We start from the raw sequence: 24,061 nt of genomic DNA, 5'->3' as shown, positions 1-24,061 counted from the left end.
ACGGCTGAAGTCAACTTATTAAAACTACGTCCTGAGGCAACCGAGGTCAAACCGATCGCCCCGAAACCCTTGATTATGCACGCGATTAGCAGGAAGCGCGTGAGCGACGCGCCGGAGTATTCCGGGAACCGAATTTGATCCACACCTGTGGACAAGTTAGCGTGAACCCCAAAGTTATCCCCAGGCCATCCCAAAAACGGCTGGAGATCGCTACGGTATTGCACACACAGCGGTGGATAACTCTGTGAATACCCCACGGCGGCATCCTTGCCGCCAGCCCAGCGCGAGTTACACGGGGGACGACTCGTCTCGCGCCGGGCCGACGGCATCCACGAAATTCGAAGACGGGGAACGATGGCAGGCGGCGAAGAGTCCATTTCTGCGGCATGGCAGAGCGTGCTCGACAATCTCGAGACGGACGACCGCATCACCCCGCAGTTGCACGGCTTCCTCAGCCTGGTCGAGCCCAAGGGCATCATGGCCGGCACCTTCTACCTGGAGGTGCCCAACGAGTTCACGCGCGGGATGATCGAGCAGCGCAGCCGGGTCCCGCTCCTCAACGCGATCGGCTCTCTCGACCAGGCGCTTGAGGTGAACACCTTCGCGATCGTGGTGAACCCGGAGATCCAGCAGGAGTCGATGGTGGGCCCCTCCGAGCCGGAGCCTGCGCCGTATCTGGACGCCGTCGCGCCGATGGTGGCGCCGCCGACCGAGATCACCGCACCACCGCGCAACGGCGACACCCGCCTCAACTCCAAGTACAGCTTCGACAACTTCGTCATCGGCCAGTCCAACCGGTTCGCGCACGCTGCGGCGGTCGCGGTGGCGGAGGCGCCGGCCAAGGCGTACAACCCGCTCTTCATCTACGGCGACTCGGGCCTGGGTAAGACCCACCTCCTGCACGCCATCGGCCACTACGCGATGAGCCTGTACCCGGGAATCCGCGTGCGGTACGTGTCGAGTGAGGAGTTCACGAACGACTTCATCAACTCGATCGCGAACAACCGGGGCTCGTCGTTCCAGGCGCGCTACCGGAACATCGACATCCTGCTGATCGACGACATCCAGTTCCTCCAGCGGGCGGTCGAGACGCAGGAGGCGTTCTTCCACACGTTCAACACCCTCCACGATCACAACAAGCAGGTGGTCATCACCAGCGACCTCCCGCCGAAGCACCTGACCGGCTTCGAGGACCGGATGCGGTCCCGCTTCGAGTGGGGCCTGATCACCGACGTCCAGGTCCCCGACCTTGAGACCCGCATCGCGATCCTCCGCAAGAAGGCGCAGAGCGAGAAGATCCTCGTCCCCGACGACATCCTCGAGTTCATGGCGTCGAAGGTGTCGAGCAACATCCGCGAGCTGGAGGGGACGCTCATCCGCGTCACCGCGTTCGCAAGCCTGAACCGCACGCCGGTCGACATGCCGCTGGTGCAGACGGTGCTGAAGGACCTGATCACGCTCGACGACGACAACGTGATCGCGCCGACGGACATCATCACCAACACCGCGGAGTACTTCAAGCTCAGCGTCGACGACCTCTACGGGTCGAGCCGCTCGCAGGCGGTCGCCACCGCTCGTCAGATCGCGATGTACCTCTGCCGCGAGCTGACCAACCTCTCGCTGCCGAAGATCGGGCAGCTCTTCGGCGGCCGCGACCACACGACCGTGATGTACGCGAATAAGAAGATCAGCGAGCTCATGAAGGAGCGGCGCTCGATCTACAACCAGGTGACGGAGCTCACCAGCCGGATCAAGCAGAACCACCGCTACGGCAAGTAGGCCGGCGGACGGTCTCGACAGCACGCCACGCCGCGGCGCTCGAGAAAGTTATCCACAGATCGATCCCCAGAGTGGGGAGAGTTCGTTATTAACACCTGGGGATAACTTGTGGAGAAGTTCCGGAAACTCGCTCGATTAATGGGGACGACGGACGCGGGCCTGTGAAAAGCCGTCGATCGGCCGATCGCTCGACATCCTTGTGAACAGCGGGATTCCACCGGTCATCAACAAGTCACGAGGGTGTAGTTCCCACTGATTGCAAGGTATCCACCGAGTTATCCACAGTTTCCACAGCGGTTAACACGATTAATGATTAATCCTTCTCAGTTAAGGCCGGGCGACAACCTCAAGCGCTCGCTCGAATGACAACTTCTGCGCCGAAGGCCAAGCGCTAGGATCGGTGACGTTCGTATCCGAGCGCCGACCAGGGGAGACTTCGTGAAGTTCCAAGCCAATCGGGATGTCTTCAGTGAGGCCGTCTCCTTCGCCGTGAAGCTTCTTCCGCAGAGGACCACCCTCCCCATCCTGAGCGGCGTACTGATCGAGACCACCGACACGGGCCTGCAGCTCTCGTCGTTCGACTACGAGGTCTCCGCGCAGACGCAGATCGCAGCCGAGGTCGAGGAGCCGGGCCGCGTGCTGGTCTCCGGACGGCTCCTGGCGGAGATCGCCGCCAAGCTCCCGAACGCTCCCGTGCAGTTCTCGACCGAAGAGTCGAAGATCGTCGTCCGCGCCGGGTCGGCGAACTTCACGTTGCTGTCCATGCCTGTCGAGGAATACCCGAGCATCCCGCAGGTCGGCGGGGAGGCCGGGCTCGTGCCGGCCGAGGAATTCGCCGAGGCCGTCGCCCAGGTAGGCGTCGCCGCGTCGCGCGACGATGTCACCCCGGTGATCACCGGGGTGCAGCTCGAGGTCGGCAATAACACGCTCGGCCTGGTCGCCACCGACCGGTATCGGGTCGCTGTCCGCGAGATCGACTGGGACAACGGGACCACCTCCGGCGAGGCCCAAACCGCGCTCGTCCCCGCTCGCACCCTGACCGAGATCGGCAAGACGTTCGGTCACTCCGGCACGGTGTCCATCTCGATCACCAACCGCGACGACCGCGAGCTCATCGCGTTCACGGCGGACAAGAAGACCGTGACGTCGCTGCTGATCAAGGGCAACTTCCCGCCGGTCCGCCGGCTCTTCCCCGAGCAGGTCGACAACTACGCGGTGATCAACACCGCCGAGCTCATCGAGGCGACCAGGCGTGTCTCCCTCGTCCTGGAGCGCGAGGCCGCACTCCGCTACACCTTCACCGCCGACGGGCTGACGCTGGAAGCGATCGGCTCGGAGCAGGCGCAAGCATCCGAGAGCATCGACGCTCTCCTCACTGGCCAGGAGACGGTGGTTTCATTGAAGCCGCAGTTCCTGCTCGATGGTCTCGGTGCCGTGCACTCGGAATTCGTGCGCATCTCCTTCACCAAGACCGAGAACCCCAACAAGCCGGGTCCGGTGCTCATCACGAGTCAGACCTCGAAGGACCAGTCCGGTTCGGACTCCTACAAGTACCTGCTGCAGCCCAACCTGCTGCTGCGCTAGGACCCGGTCCCGCTCCACGAGAGAAGAAGGACAATCATGCACATCGGCCTCATCGGTCTCGGACGCATGGGCAACAACATGCGCGCTCGCCTGGAGAAGAAGGGCATCGAGGTCACCGGCTACGACACCAACCCCGACGTGTCGGATGTGGCCACCCTCGCCGACCTTGTCGCGGCGCTGCCTGCTCCGCGCACCGTGTGGGTCATGGTGCCGGCCGGCGTCGTCACCGACTCGGTGATCTCCGACCTGGAGCCGCTGCTCGAGAAGGGCGACCTCGTCATCGACGGCGGCAACTCGAAGTTCACGGAGGACTTCAAGCACGCCGAGCAGCTCGCCCCGAAGGGCGTCGACTTCATGGACGCGGGCGTCTCCGGTGGGATCTGGGGCCTCGACAACGGCTACGGCCTGATGGTCGGCGGCTCCAAGGAGCAGGTCGAGCGTGTCATGCCGGTGTTCGACGCGCTGCGTCCGGAGGGCCCGCGCGACGAGGGCTTCGTCCACGTCGGCGAGGTGGGCGCCGGCCACTACGCGAAGATGGTGCACAACGGCATCGAGTACGCGCTGATGCAGGCGTACGCCGAGGGCTACGAGCTCCTCGACACGCGCAAGGACATCATCAAGGACGTCACCGGCACGTTCAAGGCATGGCAGCGCGGCACGGTCGTGCGCTCCTGGCTGCTCGAACTCCTGGTACGCGCCCTGGAGCAGGACCCGGAGTTCGAGCACATCGAGGGCTTCGTGCAGGACTCGGGCGAAGGCCGCTGGACCGTCGAGGAGGCGCTCAACAACGCCGTCCCCGTCCCCACGATCAGCGCCTCGATCTTCGCGCGCTTCGTCTCCCGCCAGAAGGACTCGCCCGCGATGAAGGCGGTCGCCGCCCTCCGCAACCAGTTCGGCGGCCACGCCGTGAAGGCCGTGGACTAACCCTCATTGAGAGTTACACATCTTTCCCTGACTGATTTCCGCAACTATCGCACCGCGGATGTCCCGTTCGCGGCCGGCGCCAATCTGTTCGTCGGCCGCAACGGTCAGGGCAAGACCAATCTCGTCGAATCGCTCGGCTACCTGAGCACCCTCGGGTCGCATCGGGTGTCGAGCGATCAGGCGATGATCCGCAAGGACGCCGACGCGGCGATCGTCCGGGCGCGCATCGAGCACGACGGCCGCGAGCTCCTGGTGGAGGTGCAGCTCAACCGCTCCTCGCCGAACCGGGCGCAGGTGAACCGCGGTGCGATCAAACCCCGCGAGCTGCCACGCTACTTCTCCAGCGTGCTGTTCGCTCCGGAGGATCTCGCGCTGGTCCGGGGCGAGCCGGGGATCCGGCGCCGGTTCCTCGACCAACTCCTGATCCAGCGGAACCCGCGCTTCACCGCGGTCATCGCCGACTATGAGCGGGTGCTCAAGCAGCGGAACACCCTGCTCAAGTCCGCCCGCGCCTCGCGCGTGAAGGCCGACCAGCTCGGGACGCTCGATATCTGGGACGAGCGGCTGGTCGCGCTCGGGTCCGAGCTCCTGGATGCCCGGCTCGACCTGGTCGCACGCCTCAGTGACCCGCTCGTGGCGGCCTACCGCTCGGTCGCCGGCGACGACCACCATCCCCGGCTGATCCCGCAGCTCACGATCCGCGGTGCGCACGTGGAGGAGGAGGACGACGACGCCGACACGACGGTAACCAGCTCAGCCGGTGACACGGCGGACGTGTTCCGCGGCGCCTTGGCCGCGGTGCGCGCCAAAGAGTTGGAGCGCGGGCTCACGCTGGTCGGCCCGCACCGGGACGACGTGCTGTTCGAGCTCAACAGCCTCCCGGCCAAGGGCTATGCCAGCCACGGCGAGTCCTGGTCGTTCGCGCTCGCGCTGAAGCTGGCCTCCGCCGAGCTCCTGCGCCAGGAGTCCTCGACAGGCGACCCCGTGCTGATCCTCGACGACGTCTTCGCGGAGCTGGACCAGACCCGCCGTCGCATGCTCGCAACCGCCGTAGCCGGTTACGAGCAGGTCCTCATCACGGCTGCCGTCTACGACGACGTCCCGGAGACCCTCACCGCCCATACCGTGCGGATCGAGGCCGGGACTATCGTGGGATCGTGAGCGAGGCGTCGGCCGTCTACCTGCGGATGAAGGAGCTCTTCACGGGCACCCCCTCCCGCAGCCGACGCGCGAAACGCGGCGCGGACGACCCGTCGGCGTCCAAGCCGTTCGGGTCAGGGCGCGACCCGCGCGGGCTCGGCGACGTGGTCGACGCCCTCGCGCAGCAGCTCGGCTGGACCGCCCCGCTCGCGAAGTCCGACCTCCTGGAGGGCTGGGAGCAGCTCGCCGGCGAGGAGACCGCCAAGCACGCCGTGCCCGACCAGATCACCGACGGCGTGCTGGTCGTGCGCTGCGAGTCGACCGCCTGGGCGACGCAGCTCCGGATGATGCGCTCCGAACTGCTGGTGCGCATCGGTGAGCGGTTCCCGGACGCGGACATCCAGTCGATCCGTTTTCAAGGCCCGGACGCCCCCTCCTGGAAACGCGGTCCCAGGTCGATTCCAGGGCGCGGTCCGCGCGATACTTACGGCTGACAGCACAAAAGAGGTCGCCCGTCCAAAGAAAACGCCTCAGAGGGGCGATTTCGGGCATTCCGGCTCACTGCCCTTGGTAGAATGGAGAGTCACTGTCAGGTGCGGTCAGGAGCCAAATTTCATATGACGATGGAACCGAACAGGGCCGAGGCGGAACACGACTACGGCGCGAATGAGATCCAGATCCTCGAAGGTCTCGAAGCCGTCCGCAAACGACCCGGAATGTACATCGGCTCCACCGGTCCCCGCGGCCTCCACCACCTGGTGTACGAGATCGTCGACAACTCCGTCGACGAGGCTCTCGCCGGCCACGCCGACAACATCGAGGTGACGATCCTCCCTGACGGCGCTGTGCGCGTGGACGACAACGGCCGTGGCATCCCCGTGGACGAGCACCCGACCGAGAAGAAGTCCACCGTGGAGGTCGTGCTCACGATCCTGCACGCCGGCGGAAAGTTCGGCGGAGGCGGCTACGCGGTCTCCGGCGGTCTCCACGGCGTCGGCAGCTCCGTCGTGAACGCGCTCTCCTCCCGCCTCGACGTCGAGGTCCACCGGCAGGAGCACGTCTGGCGGCAGAGCTACCGCAGCGGTGTCCCGCAGGCCCCGCTCGAGAAGGGCGAGGCATCCGACCGTCAGGGAACGATCATCACGTTCTGGCCGAGCCCCGACACGTTCGAGACGGTCGTGTTCGACTACGACACCCTCCGCACCCGTTTCCAGCAGATGGCGTTCCTCAACAAGGGACTGCGTATCGCGCTCACCGACGAGCGCCCGCCCGAGGTCGAGCCGGTCGAGGGAGAAGTTGAAGAGGACGCGACGGTGTTCGCCGCGCGTTCAGACGTCTTCCTCTACGAGCGCGGCCTGACCGACTACGTGCACTACCTCAACTCCGCCAAGAAGGCCGAGGTGGTCCACGACGAGATCATCTCGTTCGAGTCGGAGGACACCGAGCGCAAGATCGCGCTCGAGGTCGCGATGCAGTGGACCACGAGCTACAACGAGTCCGTCTTCACGTACGCGAACACGATCAACACCCACGAGGGCGGCACGCACGAGGAAGGCTTCCGCGCTGCGCTGACCACACTCGTCAACAAGTACGCGCGCGAGAAGAACATCCTCAAGGAGAAGGACGACAACCTCTCCGGAGAGGACGTGCGCGAGGGTCTCACCGCCGTCATCTCGGTGAAGCTGTCGGAGCCGCAGTTCGAAGGCCAGACCAAGACCAAGCTCGGCAACACGGAGGCCAAGGCGTTCGTGCAGAAGGTCGTCGGCGACCAGCTCGGTGACTGGTTCGACCGCAACCCGAACCAGGCCAAGGAGATCATCCGCAAGGCACTCCAGGCAGCGACCGCCCGCCTCGCCGCCCGCAAGGCGCGCGAGACGGCCCGACGCAAGGGCCTGCTGGAGAGCGGCGGGATGCCGGGCAAGCTCAAGGATTGCGCCTCGAAGGACCCGACGCTGTCGGAGATCTTCATCGTCGAGGGCGACTCGGCAGGCGGCTCGGCCGTCCAGGGCCGCAACCCCGAGACCCAGGCGATCCTCCCGCTGCGCGGCAAGATCCTCAACGTCGAGAAGGCGCGACTCGACCGCGCCCTCGCCAACAACGAGGTGCAGGCCATGATCACGGCGTTCGGCGCCGGCATCGGCGAGGACTTCAACCCGGAGAAGGCGCGGTACCACAAGATCGTGTTGATGGCCGACGCCGATGTGGACGGCCAGCACATCACGACGTTGCTGCTGACCCTGCTGTTCCGCTACATGCGGCCGCTCATCGAGCTCGGCTACGTGTACCTCGCGCAGCCGCCGCTCTACCGGCTCAAGTGGTCGAACTCCGAGCATGAGTACGTCTACTCCGACCGCGAGCGCGACGCGTTCCTCGCGGAGGGCCTGGCCGCCGGCAAGCGCATCCCGAAGGACAACGGCGTGCAGCGCTACAAGGGTCTGGGCGAGATGGACTACAAGGAGCTGTGGGAGACCACGATGAACCCGGAGACGCGCACGCTGCTCCAGGTGACGCTCGACGACGCGGCCGCCGCCGACGAGATCTTCGCCACCCTGATGGGCGAGGACGTCGAGTCGCGCCGTTCGTTCATCCAGAAGAACGCCAAGGACGTGCGGTTCCTCGACATCTGAGGATCCGCGACGAAGAGACCCCACGGTCTGAGAAGAGAGCACTGTGACGGACGAGACCCCCACCGGCGAGAGCTTCGGCATCCACGGCAGGATCGACCAGGTCGACCTGCAGTCGGAGATGCAGCGGTCGTACCTCGACTATGCGATGAGCGTCATCGTCGGGCGTGCGCTGCCCGAGGTGCGCGACGGCCTGAAGCCGGTCCACCGGCGCGTGATCTACGCGATGTTCGACGGCGGCTACCGGCCTGACAAGGCGTTCTCCAAGTGCGCCCGCGTCGTCGGCGACGTGATGGGGCAGTTCCACCCGCACGGTGACTCCGCCATCTACGACGCGCTCGTGCGCCTCGTGCAGCCGTGGAGCCTCCGTTACCCGCTCGCGCTCGGCCAGGGCAACTTCGGCTCTCCCGGCAACGACGGCGCCGCGGCCCCGCGATACACCGAGACCAAGATGGCCCCGCTGGCGCTGGAGATGGTCAGGGACATCGACGAGGACACCGTCGATTTCCAGGACAACTACGACGGCCGCACGCAGGAGCCGGCCGTCCTCCCCAGCCGTTTCCCGAACCTTCTGGTGAACGGCTCGGTCGGCATCGCGGTCGGCATGGCCACGAACATCCCGCCGCACAACCTCCGGGAGGTCGCCGACGGCGCCCTCTGGCACCTCGCCAACCCGGAGGCCCCGCGCGAGGAGCTGCTGGAAGAGCTGATCAAGCGGATCAAGGGCCCGGACTTCCCGACCGGCGCGCAGATCCTCGGCATCAAGGGCATCCAGGACACCTACCGCACCGGCCGCGGCTCGATCACGATGCGCGCCGTGGTGAGCATCGAGGAGATCCAGGGCCGCGTTTGCCTGGTCGTCACCGAGCTGCCGTACCAGGTGAACCCGGACAACCTCGCGATCAAGATCGCCGAGCTGGTCAAGGACGGCCGGGTCGGCGGCATCGCGGACATCCGCGACGAGACCTCTGGCCGCACCGGTCAGCGTCTCGTGATCGTCCTCAAGCGCGACGCGGTCGCGAAGGTCGTGCTGAACAACCTTTACAAGCACACCCCGCTGCAGGAGAACTTCGGCGCCAACATGCTGGCGATCGTGGACAACGTGCCGCGCACGCTGGCGCTCGACGGCTTTATCACGGCGTGGGTCGAGCACCAGATCGAAGTGATCGTCCGACGCACCCGCTACCGCCTCCGTAAGAAGGAGGAGCGGGCCCACATCCTGCGCGGCTATCTCAAGGCACTCGACGCCCTTGACGAGGTCATCGCGCTCATCCGCCGGTCGGCGACCGTGGAGGACGCGCGCGACGGCCTGAAGAGCCTGCTCGACGTCGACGACACCCAGGCCGACGCCATCCTCGCCATGCAGCTCCGCCGCCTCGCTGCGCTGGAGCGCCAGAAGATCATCGAGGAGCACGACCAGATCGAGCTCGAGATCCTCGACCTCAAGGCGATCCTCGAGGACCCGACGCGTCAGCGCACGATCGTGAGCGACGAGCTCACCGAGATCGTCGACCGCTTCGGCGACGACCGCCGCACCGAGATCATGTTCGGCTTCGACGGCGACATGAGCATGGAGGACCTCATCCCCGAAGAGGAGATGGTGGTCACGGTCACGCGCGGTGGCTACATCAAGCGCACCCGCAGCGACAACTACCGAAGCCAGCACCGCGGCGGCAAGGGCGTCAAGGGCGCCCAGCTCCGCGGTGAAGACGTGGTCGACCACTTCTTCGTCACCACGACGCACCACTGGCTCCTCTTCTTCACGAACAAGGGCCGCGTCTACCGCGCCAAGGCCTACGAGCTGCAGGAGGCCGGCCGCGACGCGAAGGGCCAGCACGTCGCTAACCTGCTCGCCCTCCAGCCGGACGAGGAGATCGCGGAGATCCTGGACATCCGCGACTACAAGGCCGCGAAGTACCTGGTGCTCGCCACCCGAGACGGCCTCATCAAGAAGACCGCGCTGGAGGAGTACGACACCAACCGCTCCGGCGGCATCATCGCGATCAAGCTCCGTGAGGACGACGAGCTCGTCTCCGCGCTGCTGGTCGAGGAGGACTCCGACCTCCTGCTCGTCTCCCGCAAGGGGATGTCGATCCGGTTCACCGCGAGCGACGAGGCGCTGCGTCCGATGGGACGCTCCACCTCCGGCGTCATCGGGATGCACTTCCGCGGCGAGGATCGACTGCTCGACGCGGCCGTCGTCTCCGACGAGGGCTACGTCTTCGTGGTGACCGAGGGCGGCTACGCCAAGCGCACCTCCGCCGACCAGTACCGCCTGCAGAACCGCGGCGGACTGGGCATCAAGGTCGCGAAACTGAGCGACGACCGAGGGGATCTGGTGGGTTCTCTCATCGTCGACGAGGACGACGAGGTCCTGGTGGTTCTTGCCAGCGGCAAGGTGGTACGCTCCTCCGTGGCCGAGGTACCCGCCAAGGGCCGAGACACTATGGGTGTCGTTTTTGCACGTTTCGCCGAGACAGACAAGATCATCGCTCTGGCGAAGAACACCGAGCGCAACCTGGATTCCCAGGAAGCCGATGCAGAATCGGTAGCCGACGATGAAACCGGTCGTGCCGGGAAGGATGAAGCCGTAGATGAGCACTAGCGTCGCCGAGAAACTCGCGAGGAAGTCGACCCGACGACCCACGTCCGCCAAGCAGGTGCGACTGAAGCTCGTCTACGTCGACTTCTGGTCGACCGTCAAGCTCTCGTTCCTCGCAGGCATCTGCCTGGCGATCATCGCGATCGTCGGCACCTTCCTGATCTGGACCGTCCTCGACCGTACCGGCATCTTCGACCAGCTCAACGGCCTGGTCAAGGACGTCTCCGGCGCCAGCGGCGGCGACCTCCGCTCCGTGCTCGGCCTCGGGCAGGTCATGGGCTTCTCGCTGGTGGTGGGCATCCTCGACATCGTCGTGGTGACCGCTCTCGGCGCCGTCTTCGCGCTCCTCTACAACCTGTCGGTCAAGATCACGGGCGGCCTGCTCGTGGGCTTCACCAACAACTGAGCGCGGCCGGCACTCGATTTCACCATCCGGGCCCAGATCAGGTACCCTCTAATCTGTTGCCCATTCGGGGATATAGCTCAGGCGGTTAGAGCGCTTCGCTGATAACGAAGAGGTCCGAGGTTCAAGTCCTCGTATCCCCACCATGTGTCGTGACGGACACCATCTCGCGGGGCCTTAGCTCAGTTGGTAGAGCGCCTGCTTTGCAAGCAGGATGTCAGGAGTTCGAATCTCCTAGGCTCCACAGTTCATTTCATTCAGGCGGCTGAATCGACCGAGCCGGCACGGTGCTCGAGTAGGCGATGCTCGTCGTCACACTGCCGAGGCTCCCAATCGTGCCTGAGACCTGTTCGAGATGGCGCATGGAAGTCGCTACGACCTTCAGGATGAAGCAGTCGTCGCCCGTGACGTGGTGAGCCTCCACGACCTCCGGTGTGATCGCGAGCAGGTCGTGCAACGGCTTGTACTGGCTGCTCGGGTAGCGCAGCCGCAGGAACGCGAGGATCCCGTACCCCAGGCGCTCGGGGTCCACGACGGCGCGGTAGCCCGAGACGACGCCCGCTTCCTCCAACCTCCGAACGCGTTCGGCGACTGCGCTGTTCGACATGTGGACGGTGCGGGCGAGCTCTGCGATCGACTGCCGGCCATCGCGCTGGAGCTCTGCGAGGAGCGCACGATCGACTCCATCGGCAGTGAATGGCGGATTCGCGGTCATGACGGGATTCTGGCACGGAATTCACGGTGAGGGATGTCGGATGCCGTGGATCGTCTATTCAAATCACGCTTCGACCTCCTTACTGTTGTGTCCATGTCAACGATCACCACGGCCACCTCCACCTCGGAGGCCGCACAGCACTTCGCGGCCAAGCTCCGCTTCGAGACCGACCCTTCCGACGTGCGCGCGGCGCAGGTGGCGGGGGAGCGCTTCACACTGATCGACAGCCGGGGAGACGCCGCCTGGGCGCAGGGTCGCATCGTCGGCGCCGTCCATCTCCCGACGGCGGAGATCGCCGCGCGCGCCGTCGCCCTCGTGCCGCGCGATCTGCCTGTGGTGGTCTACTGCTGGGGCCCCGGCTGCAACGGGTCGTCCCGTGCCGCCCTCGCGTTCAGCCTGCTGGGCTACGAGGTGCGCGAGCTGATCGGCGGTTTCGAGTACTGGGCACGCGAAGGCCTCCCGGTCGAGGACGACCACGGGCCGGTGGAGCGTATCGCGGACCCGCTGACCGCGCCGGTGGGCGCGGTGAGCTGCGCGTGCTGAGGGTGATGGACATCGTTGATTCGCTGGGATAAGGTATTTCCAGCAGGACTCCGAAAGGCCTCCCGCACCTGCCAACGCCCCGCCGACGCGGGGCGTTGTGTTTTTCACGGGCGCCAGATGTATTCGTTGACGGTGATCGATCGCACATTGGCGACGATTTTGTCGACAGCACGTCGAGATCGCGGATCGCGTTCTTCGATCGTTCGAGCGCGGTTGACGAAGAACGTCGCCACGTCGGTCGCTTGGAGAAGCCTGCTTTCGTGGGATGGCCCGAAGTAGATCGTGTCCGCGATGCAGTGGAGGGCGTCGGTCGTGTAGCCGGGCGCTGCAGCGGATTTGAAGTCGCGGAGACTGCGACGCGCACCTGTGGCAGCGTGATGCTCGTCCGCCAGCACCAATCCCAATGCATCCTGATCGTGCCGCCCGAGTTGACGCTGAACCTCCGCGAGCGTGTGCGCGAGGGTGAGGAGGTGTGGAGGGTGCGGCCGACGATATCGGGCGTGCAGCGCGACGAGGTCGACGCCCCGGAACACATATGTCGCAGTTGACCGTGCGAGTACCTTGGCGACGAGGTCACACGCCTTCATCCGCCACGCCAGTGGAACAGTCCGCCAGTCGCGACGCCCATGAAACATGTCGACCGCATGAAACTCGGAGTGAGGATCAAATGACGGGACGTGCACGGAGACGAGACCGGCTATGTCGTTCAAGCCGCCTTCGATCGAACGGACGGCGTCCGGGTCCGCGATCAACGCACCGATGAAGTAGAAGCGGTCGCTTCGAGCGGATTCATCGACGTAGACCAGACGCACTCCGACAGGTTACTGAAATCTCGAACTGAAACTCTACTTGAGCAGCCGCGACAGCACCCGGTCCGCCAGCGGCTTCCCGCCCGTCTGGCACGTCGGGCAGTACTGGAGCGTCGAGTCCGCGAAGATCACCTGCCGGATGGTGTCGCCGCACACCGGGCACGGCTGGCCCGTGCGGCCGTGGACGCGCATCCCCGACTTCTTCTCGCTCTTGAGCTCCGACGCGGCCAGGCCCTCCGAGCGGGCGAGGGCCTTGTGCAGCGTCTCTTCGAGCGCAGCATAGAGGCGGTCGACCTCGTCGGCGGTCATCGAGGCGGGCTTGAAGGGTGACATCTTCGCGACGTGCAGGATCTCGTCGGAGTAGGCGTTGCCGATTCCGGCGATCAGAGCCTGGTTGCGCAGCACGCCCTTGATCTGCGCGCGGCCCTGGCCGGCGAGGATGGCGGCGAACGCCTCCCGCGTGAACGCCGCGTCGAGCGGGTCGGGGCCGAGGCGCGCGATGCCGGGCACCTCCGCCGGGTCGTGGACGATGGAGATGGCCAGGCTCTTCTTCGTGCCGGCCTCGGTGATGTCCAGGCCGGAGCCGTCGTCGAGGACCAGGCGTGCAGCCAATGGCCCCCTGCTCGGCCGACCGGTCGGCGGTGGCGGTGGGTTCTCCCGCCAGCGGATCCAGCCGGCTCGCGCGAGATGGATGACGACATGGAGGTCGCCGGTAGCGATGTCGAGGAACTTGCCGTGCCGGCTGACCCCGGCGATCGTCAGCCCCTTCAGGGCCTCGGGCGGGGGATCGAACGTCTTCAGCGCGGAGAACGCGACGATGCTCAGCCGGTCGATGACGCGACCGGTCAGCCGCTCGCCCAGGTCGGCGGCGAGGGCGGTGACTTCCGGCAGTTCGGGCACCACCCCATACTGCCGCTCTCCACCGACGAGCGGCAGTAGGGTGTCGGAATGGACATCAGGGTCGCCGCCTACGGCGTCATCGTGGACGGGCCGCGCATCCTCCTCGCGCACTGGAACGAGGGCGGCCGCTCCGGGTGGACGCTGCCCGGCGGTGGGATCGAGCCCGGCGAGGACCCGCTCGACGCGGTCGTGCGCGAGATCGAGGAGGAGACCGGCTTCGAGGCGCGGGCGGACGAGCTGCTGGGCATCGACTCGAAGATCGTCCCTGCCGAGGCGCGCTTCGTCCCGGAGGCCGGGCCGTTGCACGCGCTCCGGATCGTCTACCGCGCGACCGTCACCGGCGGGAGCCTGAGGAACGAGCTCGACGGGACGACGGACGAGGCGGCATGGTTCGCTCTGGCGAGCATCCCGAACCGGCGGGTCGACCTGGTCGACGTCGCGCTGCGCATGGCCGGTCTCGGCGACCTGGCCCGCCCGCAACGCTGAACCGCGCTCAGGCGACCCGGGTGACCGGGCGCTGCTCGGACGGGATGATGATCCACATCGCGATGTAGGCGATGAACTGCGGGCCCGGCAGCAGCAGGGACAGCAGGAAGAGCAGCCGCACCGTCAGCGGCTTCACACCGAAACGGTTGGCCAGTCCGGCGCAGACGCCGCCTAGGATGCGGCCGTCGAGGGGTCGTTGCATAGTATTCATGCCTCCAGCCTCGTCATCGCGAGACCGGAGCACTATCCGGGAAACCCCCGATTCGACCCTGGGGTCGGCCGTCGTCTGTCGTCCGAAGGACTACTCCGCGGCGGGAGTCATGGGCTCCTCGTCGGCGACCCAGAGCTCGTCGTCCGCGCGGAAGGTCTGCCAGACCGCGTAGAGCAGACCGGCAGCCGCGATGACGCCCAGGCCGACAGCGATGACCGTGCCGGCGCCGGGACCCGAGTTGCGTGACGCCGCGGAGGCCTTCTTCGTGATCTCCTTGCGCGCCTTGGTGAAATCACCGGAGTAGGCGGCGCTGCGTGCGGCCCGCGCGTGGTCGACGACCGAGAGTGCGGTTCCGACGGCGGTGCCGACGGCCGGGATCACGTCGCCGACGAGGCGGTCGCGTGCGACGCCCGCGTAACGGCCGGCCGAGTCCTTGGCGGACTGGGCCGCGGGACGGACGTACGAGTCGTAGCCCTCGCGCACGCGCGGCGCGAGCTCCTCACGGGAGTAGTGGGCAGCCTGCTTGCGAGCAGCGGCGGCCAGAGCGTTGGCGTTCGCGATCACTTCCTGCTGCTGCCCCCACAGCTCCTGCGCGTCACTCCGCAGACGGTCGAGCTCCTTCTGGCGCTTCCGTGTCAGGCTCATTCTGGACCTCCATTGCGTCGGCTGGGCGAACTCACTCCATCTTGCCACCGAAAGCCCTGAGGATGGCCCGAGAGCCGAAGTGCGCTCCCGAAACCCAACTGGGCCCTGTGCAAGAATTAGTGGCATGTCTAAGCACACCGCTGTCGCCACGCTCCACACTAACTACGGAGACATCAAGGTCAACCTCTTCGGCAACCACGCTCCGAAGACGGTCCGTAACTTCGTGGGCCTCGCGACCGGTGAGATCGAGTGGACGCACCCCGCCACCGGCGAGAAGACGAACAAGCCGCTCTACGACGGCGTGGTCTTCCACCGCATCATCCCCGGCTTCATGATCCAGGGCGGCGACCCGCTCGGTCAGGGCATCGGCGGCCCTGGCTACCAGTTCGACGACGAGATCAACCCCGAGCTCGACTTCACCCAGCCGTACATCCTCGCGATGGCCAACGCCGGAATCCAGGGCGGCCGCGGCACGAACGGCTCGCAGTTCTTCATCACGGTGGCGCCCACCACGTGGCTGCAGGGCAAGCACACCATCTTCGGCGAGATCGCGGACGACGCGTCCCGCAAGATCGTCGACAAGCTCGCCGAGCTGCCGACCGACGCCCGCGACCGTCCCCTCGACGACGTCGTGATCGAGTCGGTCGAGATCGACCAGGCCTGAGTTCTGCTGGAGGGCGGAGAGGGAACGATGTCTCAGCCCGTCGACGCTCCGGCGACCGTCTGCTACCGGCACCCCGATCGCGTCAGCCATGTGCGCTGCCAGCGCTGCGGGCGGCCGATCTGCGGTGAGTGCCAGACTCCCGCCGCGGTGGGAGTGATCTGCCCGGAGTGCATGGCGCAGCAGCGCGCCACCGCGCCGCGCACCCGCTCACCGTGGGTGTCCCGGCTGACCGGGCCGGGCGCGCCGGTCGTCACATACGCGATCATCGGTGTCTGCATCCTGGTGTTCATCCTGCAGAACCTGCCCGTGATCGGAAATCAGGTCACGAACTCCCTGCTCTACGCCGGCGCCTACTCGTACCCGTCCGGCTCGCTGTCGCCGGTGCTCGCGTTCGAGCCGTGGCGGATGCTGACCTCGGTCTTCCTGCACGCGAACATCATCCACATCGCTCTCAACATGTACACGCTGTGGATCTTCGGGATGGCGCTGGAGCCCGTGCTCGGGCGCGCGCGGTTCCTCACGCTGTTCCTGATCAGCGGGTTCGCCGGGTCGCTCGGTGTGCTGCTGCTCTCCCCGGCCAACCAGCCGGTGATCGGCGCGTCCGGCGCGATCTTCGGCATGCTGGGCGCCTTCTTCATCATCCAGCGCAGGCTCGGCGGCAACGGGATGCAGATCCTCGTGCTGGTCGGCCTCAACCTCGCGATCGGTTTCCTGCCCGGCATGAACATCGCCTGGCAGGCGCACGTCGGCGGTCTGGTCGGCGGAGCCCTCGCCGGGCTGATCTACGTCGAGACGCGCATGCCGTCGCGCCGTCGCTGGCAGACACCGCTCATCGTGGTGCTCTGCGTGGTGCTCGTGGGCGCGAGCCTGCTGCACTTCGTCTGACGCCGGGCACTTCCCCACAACGCGTGGATAAGTTATCCACAGCCTTATTAACAGTGGGGATAATTACACCGGTGTAACTCTCCACAGGCTTATTAACACTGGGGAGAAGCCGACTGCGGGGCTGTGGGCGGTGGGGAAAACTGCTGTGGATAAGTGGAGGATTGCGGGGGAGGACGCGGTCAGCGCCAGCGGGTGGTCATCAGGAAGCCGATGAAGGCGATCCCGAAGCCGACCAGGATGTTCCACGCGCCGAGGGCGGGGATCGGGTACTGGTTCTGGCTGACGTAGAAGACGATGATCCAGATGAGCCCGAGCAGCATGAAGCCGAACATGACGGGCTTGAACCAGACGGGGTTGGGGGCGTCCTCGCCGGTTGCGGCCGAGCTGCGCTCGGGACGGGCGGAGCGCTCGAGCTTGGTCTTGGACTTGGTGCGTGCCATAGCACACAAGTGTAGCGGGAGCGGTCTGAACGTTCGTGGCGATGCAGGCATGCAGTTCCCGGGAAACACCCGGTTTGGCAGGGCTGCGTCCCGCTTAGAATGTGCCATATGACCGACCCCGCAGAGCCCGAGCGCCATCGCGCCGGCTCCCGTCGCGCGGCCCGGCCCCGCCGCCGCAAGCGCAGCGCGGGCGAGGTGGTCCTCACCGTCATCGGTGAGCTGCTCATCACGGCCGGAGTGCTGGTCGGCCTCTTCCTCGGCTGGCAGGTGTGGTGGAACAACCTCGTCCTGTCGGGCCAGCAGACCTCGGCGGCGCAAGAGCAGAGCAAGAAGTGGATCGACGACGCGATCAAGGCCCCACGGCCGACGCCGACGGACCCGTCGTCCCCCGAGGCGGTCGACCCTCCCGTGATGGCGCAGCCCGCGGACTACGAGCCGTTCGCCGTGATCTACATCCCGCGCCTCGGGCCGGACTGGAAGCGCACGATCCGCGAGACGGTCGACGTCGAGAAGGTCCTCAACAGCTACACCGCGGGCGTCGGCCACTATGCAGGCACGGCGATGCCGGGGGAGGTCGGCAACTTCGCCGTCGCGGGCCACGACTCGGGCTGGGGCAACACCTTCATCGACCTGTCCAAGCTGCACATCGGCGACCGCATCTACGTGCAGACCAAGGACGGCTGGTACACCTACGTCTTCCGCAACTTCGAGTACGTGCAGCCCACGCAGGTGCAGGTGATCGCGGCGGTGCCGCACCATCCCGACGTGCAGCCCATCGACAGGCTCATGACGATCACGACGTGCAATCCGCCGTTCCACGCGGGCGAACGCTTGATCGCCTACAACGTCTATGCGGGCTACCAGCCGACGCAGGACGTTCCGAATGAGATCCGCGCCGCGGTGACGGGAGGCTGAACCATGTACGGAGCACTGTGGCGCGTCCTCCCCGGACCGGTCTGGCTGCGCATCATCATCCTGGTGGTCCTGTTCGCGGTCGCGCTGTGGGCGCTGGTGACCTGGGTCTTCCCGTGGGTGGATTCGCTCCTCGGACCCCAGGAAGGTACCGTTGGGCCGTGACCCGCGTACTCGTCATCGACAACTACGACAGCTTCGTCTACACGCTCAACGGCTACCTCCGTGAGCTCGGCGCCGAGACCGAGGTCGTGCGCAACGACGACATCGCGATCGAGGACCTGCCGGCGCGCGTCGCGGAGTTCGACGCGGTGCTGGTGTCGCCAGGACCGGGCAAGCCGGCCGACGCCGGGGTGTCCATCCCGGTCGTCGAGCTCGCGCTGAAGGCGGGGATGCCGCTGCTCGGGGTCTGCCTCGGGCACCAGGCGATCGCAGAGGCGTTCGGCGGCGTGGTCACCAACGCCGAGGAGCTGATGCACGGCAAGACCTCGCAGGTCGAGCATGACGACAGCCTGCTGTTCGACGGCGTGCCGCAGCCGTTCACGGCGACGCGCTACCACTCGCTGGCGGTCGTGGACGGCACCCTCCCGGACGACCTCGTCGTCACCGCGCGCACGGCCGGCGGCGTCATCATGGCGCTGCAGCACACGACCGCGCCCATCTACGGCGTGCAGTTCCACCCGGAGTCGGTGCTCACCGAGGGCGGCTACCGGATGCTCGGCAACTGGCTCGAGAAGTGCGGTCTCGCCGGCGCCGCGGAGGCGTCACGTTCGCTCAACCCGCTCGTGAAGCTGGGCTGAGCCGAGCCTCCCGGTCGGTCAGCCCGAGCAGTAGGTGAGGCCGACCGTGCTCCCCTGGGGCACGTCGCCCGGCGCGACCGACTGCGTGTGCACCAGTGGCGCGCCGGCGTTCTGCTTGCAGGTGGTGTCGGCCTTCGGATCGGCCGTCAGCCCGAGTTGCTGGAGCAGCGAGGTGGCCGCGGGCAGGGATTGGCCGGTGAGGTCGGTCAGCGTGACCTTGCCACTGGAGACCGTGAGGCCGATCGCGTCGCCCTCGTGCGCGTTGCTGCCGGCGGCGGGCGAGGTCTGGATGACGACGTTGGCAGGCACCGTCGCCGAGTTCTGCGTCGTGACCGGGCCGAGGGTGAGTCCTGCGGTCGTCAGCGCCTGCTTCGCGGCGTCCTGCGTCATATTGGTGAGGTCGGGGACGGACACGGACTTCTTGCCCGTCGACACGAAGACGTTGATGGTGTCGCCGGTGGCCACGACGATCCCGGCGGCGGGATCGGTGCGGATGACCTGACCATTGCCGTAGGTCGAGCTGGCCTCCGTGGACTGCGTCCACTTGAGCTTGAGGTCCTCGAGCTGCTGAGTCGCCTTGTCGAGCGTCTGGCCGGACAGGTTGGGGACCTCGCGGGAGGTGTCCGGCATGGTCGTGCCCGGCGCGATCCTCAGCACCCAGGCGAGGACGGCGACGATCACGACCGCCATCACCGCGATGCCGGCCCAGATCCAGATGACCGGTGGGCGGCGCTGCGTGCGGACCATCGTCTGGTCCTCCGCGAGCTGACGGAAGGCGGCCTCCGGGCCGGAGACCGAGCTCGGCGGCGCCCCGAAGAGCGTCTCGGAGAACTCGTCGGGATGCTTGTGGACGGGGACGCGCCCTGCGGCGGCCTCCTCCAGGTCGTGACGGAAGTCGGCGACGGTCTGGTAGCGCTCGAAGCGGTCCTTGGTGAGGGCGTGGGCGACCACGGTGTCCATCGCCGGGGAGACCTTGGGGTTCACGGTGCTGGGCGCGACGGCCGTCTCGCTGACGTGCTGGTAGGCGACCGCGACCGGGGTGTCGCCGCGGAACGGCGGGCGCCCGGTCAGCATCTCGAACAGTACGACGCCGGTCGAGTAGAGGTCGGTGCGAGCGTCGACCGTCTCGCCCTTGGCCTGCTCGGGCGAGAAGTAGCTGGCGGTGCCGAGCACCGCGGTCGTCTGCGCGACCGTGGCGGAGGAGTCGCTGATGGCGCGGGCGATGCCGAAGTCCATCACCTTGACCTGGCCGGTCGTCGTGATCATGACGTTGCCCGGCTTGATGTCGCGGTGCACCACGCCGGCGCGGTGCGAGTACTCGAGCGCCGTCAGGATGCCCTCGGTTATCCGGACCGCCTCGGCGACCTCCAGCGGGCCACGCTTGATGAGATCTTTCAGAAGAACGCCGTCGACGTACTCCATCACGATGAAGGGGAGCTGCGCCTCGTGGCCGTTCGGCTCGCGGACGGTCTCCTCGCCGGCGTCGAACACGCGCACGATGGTCGGGTGCGTCATCCGCGCCGCGGCCTGGGCCTCCTGACGGAAGCGCGTGCGGAACGCCGGATCGGTCGCCAGGGACGGCTTGAGCAGCTTGATGGCGACCGTGCGGCCCAGCCGGGTGTCCGTCCCGCGGTGCACGTCGGACATGCCGCCGCGACCGACGAGCTCGCCCACCTGATATCGGCCTGCGAGCAGGCGGCTATCTGGGCTCAAGGCGGGCTCCTTTTCGGGTGGTGGCTGATGGCTCCGGATAGTGTAGCGGGCTGACTCTGGATGTCTCCCCCGGGCGGGGGCAGACCGGACGTCGTCAGCGCGGCGCGGCTCCCATCACGGCGACGGGAGGGAGGTCGAGCCGCCTGCAGGCACGACCGTGTACGGGGTCGTGGGCGACTGGGCGGACTCCACGGACTCGCCCTGGTTGCAGAAGATCGAATAGCTGAGCGTGTAGTTGCCCGCTGCGGTCGGCGACCAGGTGAACTTGGAGTCGTTGACGGGGGCCTGCGGCTGCCCGTTGACGAACAGCCGGCGCCCGGTGAGGTTCTGGCCCGCAGGGCAGGTCGCGGAGCCGAATGACACCGTGATCTGCGAGTTGGCCGCTCCCTGGCCGGACGGCGGGTTGGCGGAGACCGAGTCGCTCGGCGTCGGGATCGGCGTCACCGGTCCGTACACCTTGATGGTGATCGTCGTGCCCTTCTGCACCGGGCCGGTCGGGTTGACCGAGTACACGGTGTTGACCTGGCCGGCCGAGGAGGCCGCAGAGCCGGTCTGCACGTCGGCGACCATCCCGACGCCCTGGAGCTTCTGCCTGGCCTGGTCGCCGGTCAGGCCGAGGTAGTCGCCCTCGTTGATCTGCACCGTCGTGCTGGTCGGGGTGGCCGAGGGAGTCGGTGATGCGGGCGGCGGGGTGGTGTGGACGACGGGGGGCGTCGTGCTGGTCGCGACCGGGGTCTTGGGCTGCGCGAGCAGCGCGATGATCGTCCCGATGAGGACCAGTGCCAGCAGCGCGATGAGCGCGATGAGCGGCCAGGTCCACGGGCTGCGCTTCTTCTCCTCGACCGGCTCCTCGGTCTCCTCCTCCTCGACGGCGGCACCGGCGGCCGCGGCGGGCAGGACCGTGGTGGCCTGCGTCGGGGCGGGGTTGGCGGAGGTCATCAGCACGGTCGCGGCGTCGGCGGCGACCGCGGCGCCGAGGATGGCGGGAACCGACGCGGCCGCGGCACGGATGTCGCCGCGGCGCAGGGCCTGCGCCGCACGCGCCAGGTGTGCCGCCGAGGCGGGGCGGTCGGCGGGGTTCTTGGCGATGCAGGCGAAGACGAGGTTGCGGACCGGCTCGGCGACCGTGGCCGGCAGCTCCGGCGGCGCCTCGTTGATCTGCGCCATCGCGATGGCGACCTGCGACTCACCGGTGAACGGCCGCCGGCCCGCGAGGCACTCGTAGGCGACGATGCCGAGCGAGTAGATGTCGGTGGTCGGCGAGGCCGGGTGTCCTGACGCCTGCTCAGGCGACAGGTACTGGACCGTTCCCATGACCTGGCCGGTGGCGGTGAGCGGGACCTGGTCGGCGATGCGCGCGATGCCGAAGTCGGTGATCTTGACCCGGCCGTCCGGCGTGATCAGGAGGTTTCCCGGCTTGATATCGCGGTGGACCAGCCCGGCTGCGTGCGCGGCGTGCAGGGCGGCGGCGGTCTGCGCGACGATGTCGAGGGTGCGGTCGGTGCTGAGCACGTGCTCGCGCTCGAGGATGGTCGAGAGCGCCTCACCGGGCACCAGCTCCATCACGAGGAAGGCACTGCCCTCCTCCTCGCCGTAGTCGTAGACGTTCGCGATGCCTTCGTGGTTGACGAGCGCGGCGTGCCTGGCCTCCGCGCGGAAGCGCTCGAGGAAGCCGGGGTCGCCGAGGTACTCGTCCTTGAGGATCTTGATGGCGACGGTGCGGCCGATGACCAGATCGGTCGCCTGCCAGACCTCGCCCATGCCGCCGATCGCGATGCGCGACTGCAGCTCGTAACGTCCTCCGAAGGTGAGCCCTGCTGTGGGTCTCATTTATTCAGCACCGCCTCTAGTACTTTTTTCGCGATCGGCGCGGCGATGGAGTTACCCGTGCCGTTCTGACCGCGTCCACCGCCATTTTCAACGACTACCGCAACAGCGAACTGAGGGTCGTTCGCCGGCGCGAATCCTGTGAACCACAGGGTGTAAGGATCAGTCGACCCGTTCTGCGCCGTCCCCGTCTTACCGCCGACCTCGACCCCGTCTATTCTTGCATTGCTCGCAACGCCGTGATCGACGCCGTCGACCATCATCTGCTTGATGGTGTCGGCGTTCTGCTGGCTCATCGGCTGCGAGAACTGCTGGGGCTGGAACGTCTCGATCGGCTGCAGATCCGACGAGCGGATCGAGTCGACCAGGTTCGGCGTCATGAGCTTGCCGCCGTTCGCGACCGCGGCCGACACCATCGCCATCTGCAGCGGGGTCGCTCGGTCGTCCTTCTGCCCGAAGGAGCCGAGCGCCCGCTCCGCAGGGTCGGTGTAGAGCGGGTAGACGCTCTTCTCGACCGGGATCGGGATGCTCAGCGGCTGGTTGAAGCCGAACTTGTCTGCCTGGTCCTTGATGACCTGCGGCTGCAGCTGCATCCCGAGCTCCGCGAACGGGATGTTGCAGGAGAGGATCTGCGCGGTCGCGATCGACACCGTCGCGCCGGGGCCGCAGGTGGTCAGCGAGTCGTTCTTGACGACGGTCGGCGAGCCGGGGAGGGGGAGGGAGGCCACGTTCGGCAGCTGGCTGTCCTTGGTGAACTGGCCCGTCCCGAAGGCTGCGGCGCTCATCACCGGCTTGAACGTGGAGCCGGGCGGGTTGAGGTTGCCGCCGATGGTGCGGTTGGTGAGCGGGCTGCCCGCGGTGTCGAGGAGCTGCTGGTAGGCCGTGTTGACGGCCGCGGTGTCGTGGGAGGCCAGCACGTTCGGGTCGTAGGTGGGCTTCGTGACCATCGCGAGGATCTTGCCGGTCTTCGGCTCCAGCAGCACCACGGCGCCCTGGTAGTTGCCGAGCGCGTCCCAGGCCGCCTGCTGGGCCTTCGGGTCGATCGTCGTCTCGACCGTCGCGCCCTGCGGGTTCTTGCCGGTCAGGATCGAGTTGATCCGCTCGAAGAACTGCGAGTTCGAGGTGCCGGACAGCCGGTCGTCGAGGGCGCCCTCCAGCCCGGTCGCCTCGCCGTTGACGGGGTAGAAGCCGGTCACGGCCGAGTACAGCGGCCCGTTGCTGTACTCGCGCTGCCACTTGTACAGGTCGCTCGATGGCACGGACTGCGCGATCGGCTGGCCGGCGACGAGGATGGCGCCGCGCTGGGCCGCGTAGCTGTCGTTCCGCGCGCGGGTGTTCCGCGCGTCGGCGGCCAGGCTGTCCGCCTGGAACGCCTGCAGGATGGACGTGGACACCAGGAGTGCCAGGAACATCACCAGCACGATCGTGCTGACCCGCTTGATCTCACGATTCATC

At 67.0% G+C, this 24,061-nt stretch carries 24 protein-coding genes and 2 tRNA genes; 17 read left to right on the top strand and 9 right to left on the bottom strand.

Going from position 1 to position 24,061, the window contains the following annotated elements:
• The first annotated feature begins 354 nt into the window (after positions 1-354).
• The 10 genes from dnaA to ACFQ9V_RS03670 all read left to right on the top strand — a co-directional run bounded on the left by dnaA (position 355) and on the right by ACFQ9V_RS03670 (position 11,300).
• The gene (gene dnaA, locus ACFQ9V_RS03715; protein ID WP_370055402.1) at positions 355-1,779 is read left to right on the top strand and encodes a chromosomal replication initiator protein DnaA; all 1,425 of its coding nucleotides are present in this window, start codon (positions 355-357) and stop codon (positions 1,777-1,779) included.
• 438 nt (positions 1,780-2,217) lie between these two features.
• Positions 2,218-3,363, top strand: a complete 1,146-nt coding sequence (dnaN, locus tag ACFQ9V_RS03710; RefSeq protein WP_382457823.1) for a DNA polymerase III subunit beta — start codon at positions 2,218-2,220, stop codon at positions 3,361-3,363.
• A gap of 36 nt (positions 3,364-3,399) precedes the next feature.
• A complete protein-coding gene (gnd, locus tag ACFQ9V_RS03705; protein ID WP_382457822.1) occupies positions 3,400-4,287 on the top strand; it encodes a phosphogluconate dehydrogenase (NAD(+)-dependent, decarboxylating) in 888 nt (295 codons plus the stop codon).
• A gap of 6 nt (positions 4,288-4,293) precedes the next feature.
• Positions 4,294-5,448, top strand: coding sequence for a DNA replication/repair protein RecF (gene recF / locus ACFQ9V_RS03700; RefSeq protein ID WP_382457821.1), 1,155 nt, complete (start codon positions 4,294-4,296; stop codon positions 5,446-5,448).
• Between the two features lie 26 nt (positions 5,449-5,474).
• Positions 5,475-5,921 (top strand): DUF721 domain-containing protein, encoded by a 447-nt coding sequence (locus tag ACFQ9V_RS03695; protein ID WP_370057345.1) that lies wholly within the window; start codon positions 5,475-5,477, stop codon positions 5,919-5,921.
• A 123-nt stretch (positions 5,922-6,044) separates the two neighbouring features.
• Complete coding sequence (gyrB, locus tag ACFQ9V_RS03690; protein ID WP_382457820.1) at positions 6,045-8,054, top strand: DNA topoisomerase (ATP-hydrolyzing) subunit B; 2,010 nt, start codon at positions 6,045-6,047, stop codon at positions 8,052-8,054.
• Between the two features lie 43 nt (positions 8,055-8,097).
• Positions 8,098-10,656, top strand: coding sequence for a DNA gyrase subunit A (gene gyrA / locus ACFQ9V_RS03685; protein ID WP_382457819.1), 2,559 nt, complete (start codon positions 8,098-8,100; stop codon positions 10,654-10,656).
• Positions 10,646-11,059 carry a DUF3566 domain-containing protein gene (locus ACFQ9V_RS03680; protein WP_382457818.1) on the top strand — a complete coding sequence of 138 codons (414 nt, stop codon included), beginning with the start codon at positions 10,646-10,648 and terminating at the stop codon, positions 11,057-11,059. The genes gyrA and ACFQ9V_RS03680 overlap by 11 nt, the downstream gene beginning before the upstream one ends.
• Positions 11,060-11,125: 66 nt before the next feature.
• Positions 11,126-11,202, top strand: a tRNA-Ile gene (locus tag ACFQ9V_RS03675).
• 25 nt (positions 11,203-11,227) lie between these two features.
• Positions 11,228-11,300: transfer RNA gene (locus ACFQ9V_RS03670), tRNA-Ala, on the top strand.
• Between the two features lie 9 nt (positions 11,301-11,309).
• Here the strand turns inward: ACFQ9V_RS03670 and ACFQ9V_RS03665 are convergent.
• Positions 11,310-11,771, bottom strand: coding sequence for an Lrp/AsnC family transcriptional regulator (locus ACFQ9V_RS03665; RefSeq protein WP_382457817.1), 462 nt, complete (start codon positions 11,769-11,771; stop codon positions 11,310-11,312).
• 93 nt (positions 11,772-11,864) lie between these two features.
• Here ACFQ9V_RS03665 and ACFQ9V_RS03660 point away from each other — a divergent pair, with 93 nt between their 5' ends.
• Positions 11,865-12,314 (top strand): rhodanese-like domain-containing protein, encoded by a 450-nt coding sequence (locus ACFQ9V_RS03660; RefSeq protein ID WP_382457816.1) that lies wholly within the window; start codon positions 11,865-11,867, stop codon positions 12,312-12,314.
• Between the two features lie 104 nt (positions 12,315-12,418).
• On the opposite strand, the gene ACFQ9V_RS03655 is transcribed toward ACFQ9V_RS03660, so the two are convergent.
• Positions 12,419-13,126, bottom strand: a complete 708-nt coding sequence (locus ACFQ9V_RS03655) for a DUF3800 domain-containing protein (RefSeq protein ID WP_382457815.1) — start codon at positions 13,124-13,126, stop codon at positions 12,419-12,421.
• Between the two features lie 33 nt (positions 13,127-13,159).
• The gene (locus ACFQ9V_RS03650) at positions 13,160-14,023 is read right to left on the bottom strand and encodes an Fpg/Nei family DNA glycosylase (RefSeq protein ID WP_382457814.1); all 864 of its coding nucleotides are present in this window, start codon (positions 14,021-14,023) and stop codon (positions 13,160-13,162) included.
• Between the two features lie 48 nt (positions 14,024-14,071).
• Between ACFQ9V_RS03650 and ACFQ9V_RS03645 the strand changes: the two genes are divergently transcribed.
• Positions 14,072-14,509, top strand: coding sequence for an NUDIX hydrolase (locus ACFQ9V_RS03645; protein ID WP_345838756.1), 438 nt, complete (start codon positions 14,072-14,074; stop codon positions 14,507-14,509).
• A 7-nt stretch (positions 14,510-14,516) separates the two neighbouring features.
• On the opposite strand, the gene ACFQ9V_RS03640 is transcribed toward ACFQ9V_RS03645, so the two are convergent.
• Positions 14,517-14,720: a PspC domain-containing protein gene (locus tag ACFQ9V_RS03640; protein ID WP_382457813.1), complete on the bottom strand. Its 204-nt coding sequence runs from the start codon at positions 14,718-14,720 to the stop codon at positions 14,517-14,519.
• 90 nt (positions 14,721-14,810) lie between these two features.
• On the bottom strand, positions 14,811-15,365 hold the full coding sequence (locus tag ACFQ9V_RS03635) for a hypothetical protein (RefSeq protein ID WP_382457812.1): 555 nt from the start codon (positions 15,363-15,365) through the stop codon (positions 14,811-14,813).
• 124 nt (positions 15,366-15,489) lie between these two features.
• On the opposite strand from ACFQ9V_RS03635, the gene ACFQ9V_RS03630 reads away from it, so the two are divergent.
• Positions 15,490-16,029 carry a peptidylprolyl isomerase gene (locus ACFQ9V_RS03630; RefSeq protein WP_370055415.1) on the top strand — a complete coding sequence of 180 codons (540 nt, stop codon included), beginning with the start codon at positions 15,490-15,492 and terminating at the stop codon, positions 16,027-16,029.
• A 27-nt stretch (positions 16,030-16,056) separates the two neighbouring features.
• On the top strand, positions 16,057-16,914 hold the full coding sequence (locus ACFQ9V_RS03625) for a rhomboid family intramembrane serine protease (RefSeq protein ID WP_382457811.1): 858 nt from the start codon (positions 16,057-16,059) through the stop codon (positions 16,912-16,914).
• A gap of 179 nt (positions 16,915-17,093) precedes the next feature.
• Here ACFQ9V_RS03625 and ACFQ9V_RS03620 read toward each other — a convergent pair whose 3' ends face one another.
• On the bottom strand, positions 17,094-17,354 hold the full coding sequence (locus ACFQ9V_RS03620) for a cell division protein CrgA (protein WP_179604135.1): 261 nt from the start codon (positions 17,352-17,354) through the stop codon (positions 17,094-17,096).
• 108 nt (positions 17,355-17,462) lie between these two features.
• Here ACFQ9V_RS03620 and ACFQ9V_RS03615 point away from each other — a divergent pair, with 108 nt between their 5' ends.
• The 3 genes from ACFQ9V_RS03615 to ACFQ9V_RS03605 are packed head-to-tail and all read left to right on the top strand — an operon-like array spanning position 17,463 to position 19,066.
• A complete protein-coding gene (locus ACFQ9V_RS03615) occupies positions 17,463-18,269 on the top strand; it encodes a class E sortase (RefSeq protein ID WP_382457810.1) in 807 nt (268 codons plus the stop codon).
• A gap of 3 nt (positions 18,270-18,272) precedes the next feature.
• Positions 18,273-18,431, top strand: a complete 159-nt coding sequence (locus ACFQ9V_RS03610) for a hypothetical protein (protein WP_382457809.1) — start codon at positions 18,273-18,275, stop codon at positions 18,429-18,431.
• Complete coding sequence (locus ACFQ9V_RS03605; RefSeq protein WP_382457808.1) at positions 18,428-19,066, top strand: anthranilate synthase component II; 639 nt, start codon at positions 18,428-18,430, stop codon at positions 19,064-19,066. Before ACFQ9V_RS03610 ends, ACFQ9V_RS03605 begins: the two co-directional genes overlap by 4 nt.
• Positions 19,067-19,084: 18 nt before the next feature.
• Here ACFQ9V_RS03605 and pknB read toward each other — a convergent pair whose 3' ends face one another.
• From pknB to ACFQ9V_RS03590, 3 genes are all read right to left on the bottom strand, one after another.
• Positions 19,085-20,779 (bottom strand): Stk1 family PASTA domain-containing Ser/Thr kinase, encoded by a 1,695-nt coding sequence (gene pknB / locus ACFQ9V_RS03600; RefSeq protein WP_382457807.1) that lies wholly within the window; start codon positions 20,777-20,779, stop codon positions 19,085-19,087.
• Positions 20,780-20,893: 114 nt separating this feature from the next.
• Positions 20,894-22,609 (bottom strand): serine/threonine protein kinase, encoded by a 1,716-nt coding sequence (locus tag ACFQ9V_RS03595; RefSeq protein ID WP_382457806.1) that lies wholly within the window; start codon positions 22,607-22,609, stop codon positions 20,894-20,896.
• Complete coding sequence (locus ACFQ9V_RS03590; RefSeq protein WP_382457805.1) at positions 22,606-24,060, bottom strand: peptidoglycan D,D-transpeptidase FtsI family protein; 1,455 nt, start codon at positions 24,058-24,060, stop codon at positions 22,606-22,608. Before ACFQ9V_RS03590 ends, ACFQ9V_RS03595 begins: the two co-directional genes overlap by 4 nt.
• Position 24,061 lies beyond the last annotated feature (1 nt).

This window comes from Leifsonia sp. NPDC056665, from assembly GCF_042791795.1.
Lineage (GTDB): Bacteria > Actinomycetota > Actinomycetes > Actinomycetales > Microbacteriaceae > Leifsonia.
The sequence above is the reverse complement of the archived record's forward strand: the minus strand, read 5'-3'. Positions and strand labels throughout refer to the sequence as shown.

Excerpts from the sequence above, each read along its gene's own strand:
- dnaA (WP_370055402.1), top strand. The coding sequence starts at position 355 with ATGGCAGGCGGCGAAGAGTCCATTTCTGCGGCATGGCAGAGCGTGCTC.
- gnd (WP_382457822.1), top strand. The coding sequence starts at position 3,400 with ATGCACATCGGCCTCATCGGTCTCGGACGCATGGGCAACAACATGCGC.
- ACFQ9V_RS03695 (WP_370057345.1), top strand. The coding sequence starts at position 5,475 with ATGAAGGAGCTCTTCACGGGCACCCCCTCCCGCAGCCGACGCGCGAAA.
- gyrB (WP_382457820.1), top strand. The coding sequence starts at position 6,045 with ATGACGATGGAACCGAACAGGGCCGAGGCGGAACACGACTACGGCGCG.
- ACFQ9V_RS03680 (WP_382457818.1), top strand. The coding sequence starts at position 10,646 with ATGAGCACTAGCGTCGCCGAGAAACTCGCGAGGAAGTCGACCCGACGA.
- ACFQ9V_RS03665 (WP_382457817.1), bottom strand. The coding sequence starts at position 11,771 with ATGACCGCGAATCCGCCATTCACTGCCGATGGAGTCGATCGTGCGCTC.
- ACFQ9V_RS03660 (WP_382457816.1), top strand. The coding sequence starts at position 11,865 with ATGTCAACGATCACCACGGCCACCTCCACCTCGGAGGCCGCACAGCAC.
- ACFQ9V_RS03645 (WP_345838756.1), top strand. The coding sequence starts at position 14,072 with ATGGACATCAGGGTCGCCGCCTACGGCGTCATCGTGGACGGGCCGCGC.
- ACFQ9V_RS03640 (WP_382457813.1), bottom strand. The coding sequence starts at position 14,720 with ATGAATACTATGCAACGACCCCTCGACGGCCGCATCCTAGGCGGCGTC.
- ACFQ9V_RS03635 (WP_382457812.1), bottom strand. The coding sequence starts at position 15,365 with ATGAGCCTGACACGGAAGCGCCAGAAGGAGCTCGACCGTCTGCGGAGT.
- ACFQ9V_RS03630 (WP_370055415.1), top strand. The coding sequence starts at position 15,490 with ATGTCTAAGCACACCGCTGTCGCCACGCTCCACACTAACTACGGAGAC.
- ACFQ9V_RS03625 (WP_382457811.1), top strand. The coding sequence starts at position 16,057 with ATGTCTCAGCCCGTCGACGCTCCGGCGACCGTCTGCTACCGGCACCCC.
- ACFQ9V_RS03620 (WP_179604135.1), bottom strand. The coding sequence starts at position 17,354 with ATGGCACGCACCAAGTCCAAGACCAAGCTCGAGCGCTCCGCCCGTCCC.
- ACFQ9V_RS03615 (WP_382457810.1), top strand. The coding sequence starts at position 17,463 with ATGACCGACCCCGCAGAGCCCGAGCGCCATCGCGCCGGCTCCCGTCGC.
- ACFQ9V_RS03610 (WP_382457809.1), top strand. The coding sequence starts at position 18,273 with ATGTACGGAGCACTGTGGCGCGTCCTCCCCGGACCGGTCTGGCTGCGC.
- ACFQ9V_RS03595 (WP_382457806.1), bottom strand. The coding sequence starts at position 22,609 with ATGAGACCCACAGCAGGGCTCACCTTCGGAGGACGTTACGAGCTGCAG.
- ACFQ9V_RS03590 (WP_382457805.1), bottom strand. The coding sequence starts at position 24,060 with ATGAATCGTGAGATCAAGCGGGTCAGCACGATCGTGCTGGTGATGTTC.